The sequence below is a fragment of the Nitrobacter sp. CN101 genome, from assembly GCF_055390255.1.
Genome location: NZ_AP038833.1, coordinates 863,296 through 877,946 on the forward strand (window position 1 = coordinate 863,296; position 14,651 = coordinate 877,946).

The window sequence follows — 14,651 nt, forward strand, 5'->3', positions numbered from 1 at the left end:
GCCCGACGGTAGCGGTCCATTCTTTCGCGTTTGAAGCCAAACATAATCAGCGAAAGCTTCCCCGACCGTCTCGCTTCACTATAGCGACACGTCCAAGCACCGCATTCTGATCTAAAGAGTAAAGCATCCCTGCATGCTGCGTTCGCAATCCAAGCATGGATTTGATCTCCGCTGCTAAGGCAAGTTTGCTGTGATCTGGTGATAATTGCGCAGCCTCAATTCGGCATTTTTTTGTTTTAAGAACATCCGCTAGATGTGGGTGGATTCCATCCCAATATTCACGTGCATCTGTTGTTCGGCGCGTACCGGCCAGTAGATCTTCGACTGGCTGTAAGTGGCCAGATGATTCCGCAATGTACTGAAAATGCACGGCGAGGCCGAGTAGCGCGCAGGTTCGAATGTCGTCGGGATGTGTCGCCGCGCCGCTCCATTCGCACCGCTTGGCCTCAACGGGCATACAGAATTTTCCGTAAGAGGACCGCACACCTTCTTCTTCCAAGAATACCGCATTTGATACACTGCTCGTGACCAGGTGTTCGGGCAGTACACGCTTGCTGCTGACCGAAGAAGCTGCGAGCTCACCGGGGAGCACGCGCTTGCCCGTGACAGCGCAGGGCTGAAGAACATCCGGAGCGACCATCTTGCCGGTCTTTGCGCAGCGCTCGGCTTCACGGGCGGCCAGCATACGCTTTGTTTCCTGGCACCGTACGAATTCCTGGGTGTGCCCGCGCGTGCCGGAGACTGCGGAGCTAGCCTCCTGGTCCAGCCGGTAGGGTTTGCCTGAAACCTCACTTTCCCTAAGCTGCTCCTTGAGCACATCTGTTTTCGTAAAGGCGCACTGGCCAAAGTATGTGGGTTCTCCTTTTCGTCCGCTGACGGCGCATGTTCTCAGCAGCGTTCGGTCAACCACCGCGTTCGTGATATCGGACATGCTCGCTTCGTCAACCAGCAGGAATTTTCCGGAAAGGGCGCAGTGGAGAAGATGTTCCGGCAGGGCGTATCGGCCGCTCACCTCCGAACGTGCGAGCCGGTGTTTCATGGCGCGGGTGCCTGATAATGCGCAGGTGGCAATACAGTCGGTTGGCACCGTCAGATCCGTAAGCGCGCATCGTTCCAGCGCAGGCGCGGTCTCAATGCGACCATCGGACGGTGCAATGGCGAGATCGCTCTCATAGGATGCTCCATCGAGCTGGTAGCGTACCTTGAGGTTCACGCGCCGGCTCATTTGTCCATCCAGAGCCACGAGTGTCGCATCGATCTGTGGCGTGAAGTCGTCTTCAAGTTTCTTGCGTTTGCGAGCGTCGTTTCCTGCCGCGCGCAATTCGTTCTCACGCCGTTCAAGATAAAAGCGATTGAATTCCACCACATTCGGATCGCGATGCGCCTCCTCCAGAATGCGGGCCGTATTGATGCCGGTTGCTTCGGGCTTCTGCAACAGATCCGGCAAGGCATCGAGGGCAGTGGTTGCTTGAACATGATCGGAAGGTTTGCAGGCGATGGTTACGAGGCGCTCGTAACTGTCATGACCAGTTGTCGCGCGTACGCGTGCGACGGCGTTACCTTCGAAGCGCCGTTGCACGCGCAGTACCGCGATGTCGCTGGGGGTCCCGCCGAAGTCAGATATCCAGCCCTGTGCGAGTTCCTCCACCATCTGCTGTGGGTCGTCGTCGGTATCGTGTACCTGATGGAGGCCTGAGGTGGTTACCCGATCAACGAGACGGAGGAATGCCGCGCTGCCAGGGCGATAAAGAGGTATCTTGGCATGATCGTCTGCAGGGTTATCGTTCAGCCGTGCATATTCGGGCGCACCCTTAATCGTGATGCGGAGGATCCCCGGTGCTACGTCCGTGATCGTGCCGCCAAGGCTGACAAAGGCCGCGCGGACGAACGGCTCGAATTCCATGGTGGGATGGACCTTTTCGAGCGTCGGCGTTTGCGGGCCCACATATTCGTAGCCATCCATGGCTCCAAGGGTAGTGTCGATATTCGCCTTTTCCTCTTCAAGGGTTTTCTTGGCAGCATCGATACTACGCGTAATCTTTTCGGCCGCCGCCGCCATGTCGCGTCCAGCAAGAGCCGCGACGACGAGTTCACGAATCTTTTCGTCGAAACCGGCACCTTCCTCGCCATCGCCGACACCCGATGCCTCAAGGAGCGATTCAATGTCGCCAATGGCGTCGGTCGCCATTTGCAGTTTGGTTATGAGTCGGCCGACGATGTATTCCTCAAACGTGCCGGCAAGCATCACATTGTAGATGACGACGTTCTTGTGCTGGGAGCCCAGGCGTTGAACGCGGCCGATGCGTTGCTCGACGATCATCGGATTCCACGGCAAATCGAAATTGATAAGTACGTTGGCAATCTGGAGATTGACGCCCTCTGATCCGGCTTCGGTCGAGACGATAGCCCGTATTTCAGGAGGATTAGCGCGAAAGCGCGCGATTGTATCCTGGTTGCGTTGCCCGGACGAACCGTTGATGATGCCGACCTTGAGGCCGAGCTCTTCGAGGAAGGCTTGGATGGTTGTCTGCGTTTCGCGCCGCCCGGTGAAGACGACCATGCGCCAGCCGGTGGGGTTTTGGTGCTGGAGCATGTCGACGAGCTGCCGAAGTCCCTCTAGCTTTGCGCTAGCACGCATCGGCGTAACGATGGCCTGGACGGTTGCGGCCAACTCCATCGGCACCGTTCCGTTCCGTGCCATGGTCTGCAGCTGTACCATAAGAGCGTGCGGGCTGCTGGTCAGAGCCTGGAGAATGCTTATTTGCGCAAGGCGATTGAGCTTCTGAATCGGTTTGGCAATGGCCTTGATAAGGACAAGCTCCTCCGATGAGGGCGCTACCTTATGCAGTTGGATCTTGCGCTCAGGAAAATCTAAGTTGGCGTCGCCGCGCCGCACGCGTGACATATAACCATAGACAATTTTGCGGAAATCCTCTCGTGCATCGGGTTTTAAGATGCGTGCCGTCTCGCGCTTGTCGGCGATAAAGCGGCGCGCGAACATGCCTTCGCTTCCGAAGGGGTTTTCATGGCCGCGTGCGGCGGTGAGCAGATCGATTAGGGAATAGAGGTCCCATAACCGATTCTGTATGGGTGTTGCTGTCAGCATCAGCACGTAGCGAAAGCGGCGCTGTTGCAGCGTCCGGTGAAAAACCTTTGCCACCTGCGGCGTCGGATCGACGCCGTAGAGATTTCGGAGCTTGTGCGCTTCATCTAGAACCAGCATATCGAAGCGGTCATCTGGTATTTTGTCGAGATGAGCGCGGGCCGAATGGTAGGTCGTGATGACAGCGCCGACCTCGTCGGGCTCGGCCGAAGCGAGTTTGCTGCCGGTGACGACCTCGCCCGGGATATCGAACTTGGCCTGCAACTCATCTTTCCATTGGGGACCGAGCAGCTTGGGCGCCACAATGAGAATCTTGGCAACGCGATTACGCGCAATCAATTCGCTTGCGACGAGCCCTGCGGAAATGGTCTTGCCGAGGCCCACATCGTCCGCAAGCAGGGTTACGGGCAAGCGGCGGCAGAATGTGATGAGGTTTTGAACCTGATGGTGAAAGGGCTCTAGCCGGTCCTTCCAGCGGAATTCGGATTTGAAATCGTCCCGGCTATCAATCACGATAGGATCGGTGAGACCCCATTCCAGCGCCGCGCGATAAACCATATATTCGCCGGGTGCCTTGGCTCGACGAAGAATCTTTGTCTGTAACTTTTGTCCTAACCCCATGGCACGCAGATCCTGCCTTTGGGAACAAGAGTGCCGCCAGGGACGGACCTCCGCAAGTCCAACTTTCGCTAGCCACGGAAGGGACGAAGACGTTTGCGCGGACACCCGCCGGGCGCGGATGTGGCTTTATCCTTCCCTGATAATCGGCTTAGCTGGGCTTTACCGGGGCCTTGTCGCTGCTTCGAGTTGATTCTGATGTGACGCAGATGGGTTGCGGAGGGCGGTATGGGAGAGCTGCCATGTCTGTTTGGAATCGTAGTCACATTGTCCGTCCGAAACCGCCCCAAGAAAGTCTGGAGAATCCGGACGCGTCTGCAGGTGTCAGGCTTAGCCAGAGATTTCGCGCCCTTTAATCGTGCGATCGATAGTAAGTTGCGGGGCTGCGATCTGACATCGCGCACTCGGCATAGTACGTGACCGCGGCGTCATCATCCAAATGAAGACCGATAGACCGGTTCAATCCGAGCTCTTTGTGGGTGTAAACGACTCGAGGGATGAGTGGGGGCTGGCATTTCTATCAACGTCGCTCCGGCGTTAGCACAGAATATTGCCTCCTTCAGGGTGCGAAGCTGTACTCGACAGCATCGGTTCACTGGAGATACGTTTGAACAAGCACGGAACGAGCGAATACGAACGGCCATGACGCAGTTGGGGGGAATTGCCGGTACAGGGCAAAAGGCAAACGTATCCGGCTCGGGCGAGGGGATCGTGACCCCGCTGCGTAACCGACGTCTCACCGGCGAACTTTACGAACGCGATCCAAAAATAGTGGCGCTCATCGGCAAATTGGAGGTTCTGCCACGTGATAAGTTGATTGCCAGGGCGGAAATCACCAAGCGCTCCGACCCGGGCTACATCCCTAGCGAATGTCTTGTCTATTTCATTCGCGCGAGCCGTCGCGACAACAACGAGGCGTGGTTCGAACGCCTCTATCGGATCCTGATCGGACGGGTGCTCCGTAGCTTGCCCAAGGCGGAAAGCTCTGATGGCAAGACGGAATCGCTGACGCGCGGGGTCGTGCGCGACAAGGTGTTCGGCCGGTTCATCGAGCTCCTTTCGGCGGATCGTGCCGACTATGTCGACAAGCTCGACTATTTCGAGGTGCGCTTCGATGGCGCGCTGGCAAGCCTGCGGCGCGATGCGCAGGAAAAGGCCTGGCGCGACGAAAACCGTTCCCAGCCCCTCCAATATGACGAGGAGAGTGGTGAACTGGCACCAGAGGTCGAGCCGGCCGCGGGGGCCCACGATCCCTTCGCCGCGTCGGATTTCGACGATCCGGCTTACCGGTCGCGGCTGGATGCGGCGATTGAGGCTCTACCGATGGAACAAAGCAGGATCGTTCACATGCTCAGACAAGGCTTCCCTATCGATTCCAAGGAACCGGACGTCATGACCATCGCCAAAGCCTTGGCTCGCTCCGAAAAGACCGTCCGAACCTACCGCGACAAGGCCTTCGCCGTCCTGCGAGCAGCCATGGCCGACGGAGACGAGCAGTGAGCCCCGGCGGCGAACGTCCATCCCGCGAGGCCGTGCTCGACGCGTTCGCGGTCGAGAGCGAGCCCGGCCGGTCGACTTTGCAACGCTATCTGTGGCTTTACCCAGAATATGCTGGGGAGCTCATCGACCTCTCGCGCGAACTCAGCCGCGAGACTTATGAAGATGCCGCGCCCCTCTCTGCTGCCGATCGGGCGCTGATCGATGCGGCCTGGTCGCAACACGCGAAGGCCGTGCCGGCGACAGCAGCCGACCCTTTCGCGGCACTGACGGTCGATGACTGGCGTGCCGTCGCTCAGCGTCTGGACGTGCCCCGGCAGGTCGTGACCGCGCTGCGCGAACGGCGGGTCTCTCTCGTCAGTATCCCGCGACGCTTCCTGGCGATGTTGGCTGAGGCGATGCGCAGCTCTATCGCGCAGTTGGAGTCGTCTTGGGGCTCGACCCAGTTGGCTGGGGCGCGCAGCTATAAGGCCGACAGCAAGCCGGTGGCCGGCGAACAGGTCACCTTCGAGCAAGTGCTGATCGATGCTGGCGTCCCGGCCGAGAGGCGCGCCCGGCTGTTGGCGGAGGCGGACTGATATGGACGGCGTGGAGCTCGCCAGGCAAATCGCCGCCGAGCTTCACGCTCGCCTCGTCGCATCCGGCGCTGATCCCTGGTCGCCCTATGAGTTTGCTGTCTCCGAGGCCAAGCGGCGATGGATCGACGTCGAGCCGACGGCGGCGGGGGCAGCTGTGCTCAACGGCGGCCGTGCGACCTTTGTCGCCGCCGACGATCTGATCCTCCATGAGAATATCGGATCTCGGTTTGAACAAGCCTTCCTCGTGGCGCACGAGATCGGCCATATCGAGCTTGGCGACGATCCTGATGGCGAACCGGCGCCGACGATTGATCCGGCCCGCGCGGCCGAGCCCTCGCCGGTCGGGATCGATCGGGTGATCGACTATGGGCGCAAGCAACGTCGCGAAGTTCAGATGGATCTGTTCGCGCGCGAGCTGCTGCTTCCACGCAACGTCGCGCGGGCGCTCCATGTTGACGACGGGCTCGCCGCGTCCACCATCGCCGCGAAGCTCGGCGCGCCGTTCGAGGTCGTTGCACAGCAGTTGTTCGATGCTTTGCTGCTGCCGCCGGTGCCTCCTGCCGCGACCGCGGCGCATGTCGAACGGCCGCTCAATCCGCTGCAAGCGGCGGCGGCGGCGCATCGCGGCGAAGCCTATCTGCTCGAAGCGGGTCCTGGCACCGGCAAGACACAGACACTGATCGCGCGTGTCGAAGGCCTTCTGGAGGAGGACGTCGATCCGAGGCGTATCTTGCTGTTGACCTTCTCGAACAAGGCGGCGGGCGAGATGGCAGAGCGGATCGCGCGCAAGCGGCCCGAGGCGGCGGCCGCGATGTGGATCGGCACGTTCCATGCCTTCGGCCTCGATATCATCCGTCGCTTCCACGCGGAGCTTGGCCTGCCAAAAGACCCGCGGATGATGGACCGGACCGAAGCGGTCGAACTTCTCGAGGAGGAGTTCCCGCGGCTGAGGCTCGCGCACTACCGTAATCTTTACGATCCGACCCAGATCATCGACGACATGTTGGCCGCTGTCTCGCGGGCAAAGGATGAGGTGGTCGACGCCGAAACCTACGCCGCGCTCGCCGGCGCCATGCTGGCGAAAGCACAGGATCCTGATGCGCGCGAAGCGGCAGAGCGTGCCGGCGAAGTGGTCCGCGTCTACGCGGTCTATGAACAGCTCAAGCGCAACGCGCATTGCATCGACTTCGGTGACCTTGTCGCTTTGCCGGTGCAATTGCTCGAAAAGGACGCGGCCATCTGTGCGGCATTCCAGGCGCAATATGATCATGTCCTGGTCGATGAGTATCAGGACGTGAACCGCAGCAGCGTCCGTTTGTTGAGCGCGCTACGGCCTGACGGCCGGAATCTCTGGATGGTCGGTGACGCCAAGCAGTCGATCTATCGGTTTCGCGGCGCCTCATCCTTCAACATGACCCGGTTCGGCAAGGAGGACTTCGCCGGCGGCAAGCGCGGTCGATTGAAGCGCAACTACCGCTCGGTGCCGGAGATCGTAGCGAGCTTCTCCGGCTTCGCGATCACGATGCGCGCGGGCGACCCAGACAGCGGGCTCGAAGCGGAGCGCAACGGCAATGGTCTAAAGCCCGAGCTCCGCACGGTGCAGCGTGCCGAGCAGCAGCAAGTGGCGCTGGCCGAGGCGATCGAAGCGCTTCGCCGTGATGGCTACGCCTATCGTGACCAGGCGGTCCTCTGCACCGGAAATGAGAAGCTGTCGACCATCGGGCAGGACCTGGAACGGCTCGGCGTGCCGGTCCTGTTTCTGGGCAGCCTGTTCGAGCGGGCCGAGGTCAAGGATCTGCTGGCCTTGCTCTCCGTCCTTGTCGATCGGCGCGCAATGGGTCTGGTGCGGATCGCCTGCTGGTCCGACTTCACCATGTCCTTCGCGGACGTGGCGGCGGTCTTCGAGCATCTGCGGGCGACCGAGCACAGCCCGGGCAGTTGGCTTCCGCACGCCGATACGATTCCGGGTGTCAGCGATGCCGGTCGCGAGGCGCTCGCCAGTCTCGCGGTCGTGCTCGACGGCTTCGACCAAACGGCCTCGCCTTGGACCGTCCTTGCGACGCTACTGCTCGATCGCACCCGCAGCGCCGCGCGCCTGGGCGCGTCCGAAGATCTCGCCGATCGCACGCGCGGAATCGCGATCTGGCAGTTCCTCAACTTCCTGCGGGTCCAGCCAGCGGGCCGCGGACTGCCGATCACGCGCGTGCTCGATCGCGTGCGCAGGCTTGTCCGGCTCGGCGACGACCGCGACTTGCGTCAGTTGCCGGCGGCGGCCCAGCATCTCGACGCCGTGCGGCTGATGACCATTCATGGCGCCAAGGGCCTGGAGTTCGGCGGCGTCCATATTCCAGGGCTCAACAGCGACACCATCCCGCGCACGCCACCGGCGCCACCCTGTCCGGCGCCCGATGGCATGATCGCAGGCGCCGAAGGCAGCGCGCTAGAGGCGTTCCGCGCGGGTCAGGCCGAGGAGCAAGAGTGTCTATTCTACGTGGCGCAGTCGCGCGCCCGCGACCGCCTGTTCCTTTATGCGCCGACCGAGAAGAGCAACGGCCACAATCGACCGTTATCGCCATTCCTCGACCGTCTCGGAGCCACCTTGACGCGCCGCTCAGTCTTGCCGGCGCAGCCGCTTCCCGTGGCCGCGGAAGCTCGGGATATCGATTTGGTCGTCGATGGGCGGTTGCGGTTCGATGCCCCGCAGATCGCTCTTTATGAATCTTGCCCGCGCCGCTTCTTCTACACGCACATCCTGCAGGTCGGTGGCCGGCGGACCGCGACCGCCTTCATGCATCTGCACGAGGCGGTTCGCGTGGTGGTCGAGGTGGTGATCGCGGCGGACCAGCCCGTGACAAAGCAGGACCTGGAGGATCGCACCGACGCGGCGCTGGACGGCCAGAGGCTCGGCGAGCACGGCTATCGCGCGGAATTCCGCGATCTGGCGCTGGCGATGCTGCGCTTCTTCCTGACGAACCGCGCCGAAGCAGTCGCCGAAGCGCCGATTGCGCTCAGCCTCAATTTCGGCGGCGAGGAGATCATCGTTCGGCCGGACGAGGTGCTGGTGCGGCCGGACGGTGTCCGCACTGTGCGCCGGATCCGCACGGGTCACATGCGGTCTGCCGAGAGCAAGGATGTCGGCGCGGCGGCGCTGATGCTGGCGGTCAAGCAGGCCTTTCCCGGCGCGGTCGCAGAGCTCGTCCATCTTTCCGACGGCGAGACGCATGCGCTTGCCTTGTCCGATCGGGAGCTGAAGGGGCGCAAGGACAAGCTCGGAAAATTTCTCGGCGACATCCGCGCTGGACGGTTTCCGGCCGAGGTTTCGTCGCGCACCTGTCCGAACTGCCCGGCCTTCTTCATTTGCGGGCAGACCCCCGACGGGCCTTTGCAAAAAAAGTTCGCCTGACCTTACCGGTCGGCGGATCTCGCTCCGATTGGACCCTTAGAGCCGCGGCCCTGCCTCGGCCGAACCTAAGGACCCAATCTTATGAACACCGAAGAACTTCCTGATTACGACGATCTCGGCGACGCCCTGCGCGAAGGCCGGGCGTTGCGTCCGGCGCGGGGGTATCGCTTTCTCCTCGCGCAGGGCGATCTCAACTTCCAGTCCCGCGTAGTGAGCGATCCGGTGCCGCTCGGCCGCCAGTTGCTTGAGGCCACGGCACTCGACCCGCGGGACGGTTACAGCCTCGTCGCGATCCTGCCCTCGGGCGATTTCGAGGAGGTGAGGCTCAACGAGCCTTTCGACCTGCGAGAGCGCGGCGCCGAGCGGTTCATCGCCTTCCTGACCGACCGCGACTTCAAGCTGACCCTCAACGACCACGAACTGCTCTGGGGCAAGCCGGTCATCAGCGGCACGATCCTCTACGGCCTCGCCAAGCCGGCAGATGGCGAAGGGGTTTTCCTTGAAGTCCCCGGCGGTGAAGACCGGCTGGTCGAGCCTGGCGAACTGATTGATCTGACCCAGCCCGGCATCGAGCGGTTCATCACGGCGCGGCTGACCTTCGAGATCATCGTCAATTCGCGGCCGCGCACGGTGAACGCCCGCACGGTCACGTTCGAACAGATCGTCCAGATCGCCTTCCCGGGCCAGCACGAGCCCAACGTCGTCTTCTCGATGACCTATCGGCACGCGGCGTCGACGCCGCACGCCGGTGAACTCGGGGCTGGCGGCTCTGTCGATGTCAAGACGAAGGGCACGGTGTTTAATGTCACGCGCACTGTTCAGTCGTAATCCGGACCTCAAGCGGCTATTGGAAGAGGGCTACTTCGTCCAGCAGCGGGGCGGGTATCTCATCATGCGCGAGGTGCCGTATGTCGATGCGCGCCGGGAGGTGCGCATCGGTACCCTGATCTCCAGCCTTACGTTGGCTGGAGATCAGACGCGCACGCCCGACACCCATGTCGTCCACTGGGACGGCGACTTCCCGTGTCACGCCGATGGTTCGCGCATCAACGGCATCTCGCACGCGGCCGGCGCCTTCGATCTCGGCCACGGCCTGAAGGCGACGCACAGCTTCTCCAGCAAGCCGGATGGAGGGTACACCGACTACCATCACAAGATGACGAGCTACGCGAACATCATCGCGGGTCCAGCCGCGGTGTTGAAGCCCGGCACGACGGCGCGCACTTTCCGTGAGCCGGAACAGGAGGAAGAAAGCGTCTTCAACTACGTCGAGACCGCCTCCGATCGTGTCGGGATTGGCGTTCTAACCGAGCGGCTCATCAACGAGCGGGTCGCCATCATCGGCGGCGGCGGCACCGGCGGCTACATTCTGGACTTTGTCGCCAAGACGCCAGTTCGCGAAATCCGGCTCTTCGACAGCGACGAGTTCTTGACTCACAATGCGTTTCGCGCGCCGGGGGCCCCGAGTCTGGAGGAGCTGCGAGAAGCGCCGAAGAAGGTCGACAATCTGAAGCGTATCTACAGCCGGATGCATCGGAACATCGTGGCGCACGACGTCGCGCTCGGCGTCGACAACATCCACCTCCTTGACGGCGTCACCTTCGCCTTCCTGTCCCTCGATGCGGGTCACGCAAAGCGGTTGATCGTGGAGAAGCTCGAGGAGATCGGTGCCACGTTCGTTGATGTCGGCATGGGGCTCGAGCTCGACGAAGGGTCGCTCGGTGGTATCCTGCGGGTGACCGCCAGCACGCCGGAGAAACGGTATCACGTCCGGCAGCGCGTCTCCTTCGTCGGCGGTGGCGCGAAGGACATCTACGCCTCCAATATTCAGATCGCGGAGCTCAACGCCCTGAATGCCGTCCTCGCAGTAGTGAAGTGGAAGAAGATCCGCGGGTTCTACCGCGATCTCGAGAGCGAGCATCACTGCACCTACACCACCGATGGCAATATGCTGATCAACGGAGACCTGGCGTGATGCGACACGAGCGACTCGGTCATCGTTTCGTCGAACACATTCCCGAGCGCCTGGAGCCAGGCGTTCTCTATGTCTCGATGGAATATGCGACATCGGCCCACAGCTGCTGCTGCGGTTGCGGTGAGGAGGTCGTGACACCTTTCACGCCAACAGACTGGAAGATGACGTTCGATGGCCAGACTATTTCGATTCGCCCGTCGATCGGCAATTGGACGCTGAGGTGCCGGTCACACTATGTGATCGACCGCGGCAAGGTGGTCGAAGCCGGTCCTTGGAGTGACGAGCGGGTCGAAGCCGAGCGACGTCGGCATCGCGCCGCTAGGGCGCGTTTCTACGATCACTCCACGGATTGAACCCTCCGTTTAGCCGCGTGGTCGAGGTCGATCAGGTAGGCCGTGGCATACGCGAAGAAGGCGTATCCATTGTGGGCGTCGGTCCATTGCGCGGCCGGGTCCGACGGCGTGATGAACTTCGGGTCTGTCTCGCTCGCGGCGCCTAAGGTGGCATCGCCGAGCGTGGTCAGATATTCGCGTGATGATCGTCAGGGACATGATCTTCGAGGCAGAAGTCGTAGACAACTGCCGCGTGCCACGACCTGCCTGCCCATCATTAACTCAGTCTTTCTCTCCCCGAAGAACTGAATCGGCCCAGCACCGCCCTCACAAGCACGCATTTTTACCAACACAATCGGTGCAAAGAAGACGTCGATCCCAGGCTCACAGATACTTTTCTGTCGCTTCCCGCTGCTTGGACCACGAGAGCGGCAAGGTTTTAGGGATCGCCACCAAAGTTGGCGTGTTTCCCGCTCCTCCTGTAATTGCCGCTTCTGTGATTGTCGGCGCCAGGAACGCGAGCCGAATCTGCTGGCGAATTATTTTAGGATGAAGTTTGACGTCTTCAGCGAGCGCCTCGATTGAGTCGTAGCGCCCTGAGGTGAGATCGTTGAGCCAAGCGTGGGCGCGGACAATAGCCTGGAGAAGCTTTGGGTCGGATTTACTCTGGTCCGTGGTCTCGATGACTGTGACTGAATTGGCTTTCGCTGCTTTCCAGGGGATCTCGATGGGCCGTTCGGCGTAAGCCGGCTTCATTGTGATCCGGATGTGTTTGGCGTTGATGACGGCGCGGTCGACGCCGTCAAAGATGTCAGATGGTGCGGCATGGGCGAGGTTGAGCTGCTTCCGAATGGCCTGCTCGATCAGTTGCTCGATCTCGGTGGCCGTCACCCGCTTGACCGATCCGGCAAGGTGCTGTCGCCCCCGCAGCGCCGTGCTGACGTAGAAGCGGTATCGGACGCCGTTCTTCCGGGTGAAGCTCGGGCCCATCCGGTTGCCGCGATCGTCGAACAGTTTACCGGTTAGGGGAGCATCGTTGGCTGACTGACCTTTTGGTCGGTCGATGGTGTTGGATTTGAGCTGGTCCTGGACGCGATTGAAGGTGCTTTGATCCAGGATCGGCGGATGCTCGCCCTTGAACCATTTGCCACCATGATGGATTTCGCCGAGGTAGATGCGGTTCTTCAGAAGGTAGGCGAGAGGACCATAGGTGAAGGGGATACCGCCCTGGTATTTCTTGATCTCGGTGTTGCGGCGCTTGGTGACAATCTTTCGCTTGTCGAGTTCGGGGATCAGTTTGTTGAGTGACGCAGTCTGCAGATAAAGCTTGAAGATAGTCCGGACGGTTTGTGCCTCCGCCCTATTAATGGCGAGCTTCCTGTCCTTGAGCTCATAACCAAGCGGCACCGTGCCGCCGGTCCATTTGCCCTTCTTGCGGGAGGCGGCGATCTTGTCCTTGACTCGTTCGGATGCGAGCTCCCGTTCGAATTGGGCAAAAGACAACAGCACATTCAGGGTCAGGCGGCCCATCGAGGTGGTGGTATTGAACTGCTGGGTGACCGCGACAAACGAGATCGAACGGGCGTCAAAAGTTTCGACGAGCTTGGCAAAATCAGCCAGCGACCGGGTCAGGCGGTCGATCTTGTAGACCACGATCACGTCGACCTTGCCGGCCTCGATATCGGCAAGGAGGCGTTTCAGGGCAGGACGATCGAGATTGCCTCCGGAATAGGCAGGATCGTCATAGCGAGCGGGAAGGGCTCGCCAGCCCTGCGAGGCCTGACTCTTTATATATGACTCGCAGGCTTCCCGCTGGGCATCGAGCGAGTTGAACTCCTGCTCAAGCCCATGCTCGGTGGATTTGCGGGTGTAGATGGCGCAACGCAAAATGCCCCGGCGTTCACTCGGCACTCGGCTCATCCTCCGAACCCGATGGCGCCATCGACGACCGCAATCCAAAGAAGCGCGGTCCATTCCATCTGGTGCCCGCAATCTTCGTGGCGATCTCGGACAGGCTGGCGTAGGTCTCGCCTTCAAAAGCAAAGCCATCCGCCACGACTTTTACCCGGTAGGTGGTGCCCCGCCATGTCCGCACCAGCTCCGAGCCGGCCTTGATCCGGCGGGGCAGCTCCAGCTTGCCGTTCGGTTTGCCCTTCACCGCCCTTATCAACTGCCGCAACAATCGAGCAGTCTCTGGGGACAATCCGCCATAGGCACGCTCTTGAATCCGCTGCGCGATGCTGCGACGGAGCAGGTCCGGACCGAAGGCTTTGGGCGGATCGGCCCGGAACAGCTCGCGATACCGCATTCTCAAGTTCGCAATCGGCATCACTGGGAGTTTAGCCAGTTCGGCTTCGACAATCCGATCGCTACCGACAGGGCGTACCGGGCGGATCATGACGACGTGCGACCCTTGATGCGATAGGTCCGATCACGGCCGTCCTTCCGTGACTCGACCCTGAGTTTGAGCTTCTTCTTGACAACGCCGGACAGAAAGCCGCGCACCGAGTGCGGCTGCCAACCGGTGGCCTCGGTGATCTCAGAAAGCGTGGTGCCGTTGGGACGCTTGAGCAAGGCCAGCACCGCGTCCTGCTTTGATGAAAACGGGGAGGAGCGATTTCGGCTGGCGGTCACAGACGTTTTTACCGATTTGGACTTCGAGCTCCCTTTTCGCTTTCCCAGATTGGCGCGGCTCGAACGAGCCTTGGTCGCGTTCATCACTTTCGGCTTGCGTTTACGAGCGGACATTTGATCCCCCTGTGTCATCGCACCATCAGGTGGTGCCACTGACCCAAGCCCCGCAATGTGCGAGGCCCAGAGGAAACGATTGCGGAGCCAAACTAGCTTTGCTCTCGGCTCAGGCGGTTCAAAAGTGATGCAGCATCCTGAAGTCGTCCGGCCTCGTAGATCAGCTGCTCGATATCCATGGAGACCTCGATGCCTTCAGCGATTGCACCGTTTTGGACACAGGCCTCCGCGGCCTTGGCAATGCGTGTCGCTTCGCTCAGGCGGGTATGAATCTCGGCAATGATGAGTTTGATCGCCGGTTCGATGCTGGCGCGCTCCATCGGGCTCTCCGTCAAAGTTCGACCCACTACCGCTCTGCCGCCGCACGAAGTCGAGCGGAACCTGGATAATCTTGTGA

Annotated in this window: 11 protein-coding genes and 1 pseudogene; 6 read left to right on the forward strand and 6 right to left on the reverse strand. The window is 61.0% G+C overall.

The annotated features are described in order from the left end of the window. Window positions 1-46: 46 nt before the first annotated feature. Window positions 47-3,724: a DEAD/DEAH box helicase gene (locus tag ACZ5IL_RS04080; RefSeq protein WP_464595320.1), complete on the reverse strand. Its 3,678-nt coding sequence runs from the start codon at window positions 3,722-3,724 to the stop codon at window positions 47-49. A gap of 498 nt (window positions 3,725-4,222) precedes the next feature. Here ACZ5IL_RS04080 and ACZ5IL_RS04085 point away from each other — a divergent pair, with 498 nt between their 5' ends. From ACZ5IL_RS04085 to ACZ5IL_RS04110, 6 genes are all read left to right on the forward strand, one after another. After that, window positions 4,223-5,221 (forward strand): RNA polymerase sigma factor, encoded by a 999-nt coding sequence (locus ACZ5IL_RS04085; RefSeq protein ID WP_464595321.1) that lies wholly within the window; start codon window positions 4,223-4,225, stop codon window positions 5,219-5,221. 32 nt (window positions 5,222-5,253) lie between these two features. Further along, a complete protein-coding gene (locus ACZ5IL_RS04090) occupies window positions 5,254-5,796 on the forward strand; it encodes a hypothetical protein (protein WP_464595322.1) in 543 nt (180 codons plus the stop codon). A 1-nt stretch (window position 5,797) separates the two neighbouring features. Continuing rightward, the gene (locus tag ACZ5IL_RS04095) at window positions 5,798-9,199 is read left to right on the forward strand and encodes a UvrD-helicase domain-containing protein (protein ID WP_464595323.1); all 3,402 of its coding nucleotides are present in this window, start codon (window positions 5,798-5,800) and stop codon (window positions 9,197-9,199) included. Between the two features lie 81 nt (window positions 9,200-9,280). After that, complete coding sequence (locus tag ACZ5IL_RS04100) at window positions 9,281-10,027, forward strand: multiubiquitin domain-containing protein (RefSeq protein ID WP_464595324.1); 747 nt, start codon at window positions 9,281-9,283, stop codon at window positions 10,025-10,027. Continuing rightward, window positions 10,002-11,174 carry a ThiF family adenylyltransferase gene (locus ACZ5IL_RS04105; protein WP_464595325.1) on the forward strand — a complete coding sequence of 391 codons (1,173 nt, stop codon included), beginning with the start codon at window positions 10,002-10,004 and terminating at the stop codon, window positions 11,172-11,174. The genes ACZ5IL_RS04100 and ACZ5IL_RS04105 overlap by 26 nt, the downstream gene beginning before the upstream one ends. Continuing rightward, entirely contained in the window at window positions 11,174-11,527 is a 354-nt protein-coding gene (locus ACZ5IL_RS04110; protein WP_464595326.1) for a ubiquitination-like system serine protease family protein, read from the forward strand. Before ACZ5IL_RS04105 ends, ACZ5IL_RS04110 begins: the two co-directional genes overlap by 1 nt. Before the next feature lie 14 nt (window positions 11,528-11,541). Here the strand turns inward: ACZ5IL_RS04110 and ACZ5IL_RS04115 are convergent. The 5 genes and pseudogenes from ACZ5IL_RS04115 to ACZ5IL_RS04135 all read right to left on the reverse strand — a co-directional run. Beyond that, window positions 11,542-11,715, reverse strand: a pseudogene (locus ACZ5IL_RS04115) (IS5/IS1182 family transposase); the annotation flags it as partial. 175 nt (window positions 11,716-11,890) lie between these two features. Continuing rightward, window positions 11,891-13,426, reverse strand: coding sequence for a recombinase family protein (locus tag ACZ5IL_RS04120; protein WP_464595327.1), 1,536 nt, complete (start codon window positions 13,424-13,426; stop codon window positions 11,891-11,893). Continuing rightward, window positions 13,407-13,814, reverse strand: coding sequence for a DUF2924 domain-containing protein (locus ACZ5IL_RS04125; RefSeq protein WP_464595329.1), 408 nt, complete (start codon window positions 13,812-13,814; stop codon window positions 13,407-13,409). Before ACZ5IL_RS04125 ends, ACZ5IL_RS04120 begins: the two co-directional genes overlap by 20 nt. Before the next feature lie 86 nt (window positions 13,815-13,900). Next, the gene (locus tag ACZ5IL_RS04130; protein ID WP_464595330.1) at window positions 13,901-14,254 is read right to left on the reverse strand and encodes a DUF3489 domain-containing protein; all 354 of its coding nucleotides are present in this window, start codon (window positions 14,252-14,254) and stop codon (window positions 13,901-13,903) included. A 92-nt stretch (window positions 14,255-14,346) separates the two neighbouring features. Continuing rightward, window positions 14,347-14,574: a hypothetical protein gene (locus ACZ5IL_RS04135; protein ID WP_464595332.1), complete on the reverse strand. Its 228-nt coding sequence runs from the start codon at window positions 14,572-14,574 to the stop codon at window positions 14,347-14,349. Window positions 14,575-14,651: the final 77 nt, after the last annotated feature.

Excerpts from the sequence above, each read along its gene's own strand:
- ACZ5IL_RS04080 (WP_464595320.1), bottom strand. The coding sequence starts at position 3,724 with ATGGGGTTAGGACAAAAGTTACAGACAAAGATTCTTCGTCGAGCCAAG.
- ACZ5IL_RS04095 (WP_464595323.1), top strand. The coding sequence starts at position 5,798 with ATGGACGGCGTGGAGCTCGCCAGGCAAATCGCCGCCGAGCTTCACGCT.
- ACZ5IL_RS04100 (WP_464595324.1), top strand. The coding sequence starts at position 9,281 with ATGAACACCGAAGAACTTCCTGATTACGACGATCTCGGCGACGCCCTG.
- ACZ5IL_RS04105 (WP_464595325.1), top strand. The coding sequence starts at position 10,002 with ATGTCACGCGCACTGTTCAGTCGTAATCCGGACCTCAAGCGGCTATTG.
- ACZ5IL_RS04110 (WP_464595326.1), top strand. The coding sequence starts at position 11,174 with ATGCGACACGAGCGACTCGGTCATCGTTTCGTCGAACACATTCCCGAG.
- ACZ5IL_RS04120 (WP_464595327.1), bottom strand. The coding sequence starts at position 13,426 with ATGAGCCGAGTGCCGAGTGAACGCCGGGGCATTTTGCGTTGCGCCATC.
- ACZ5IL_RS04125 (WP_464595329.1), bottom strand. The coding sequence starts at position 13,814 with ATGCGGTATCGCGAGCTGTTCCGGGCCGATCCGCCCAAAGCCTTCGGT.
- ACZ5IL_RS04130 (WP_464595330.1), bottom strand. The coding sequence starts at position 14,254 with ATGTCCGCTCGTAAACGCAAGCCGAAAGTGATGAACGCGACCAAGGCT.
- ACZ5IL_RS04135 (WP_464595332.1), bottom strand. The coding sequence starts at position 14,574 with ATGGAGCGCGCCAGCATCGAACCGGCGATCAAACTCATCATTGCCGAG.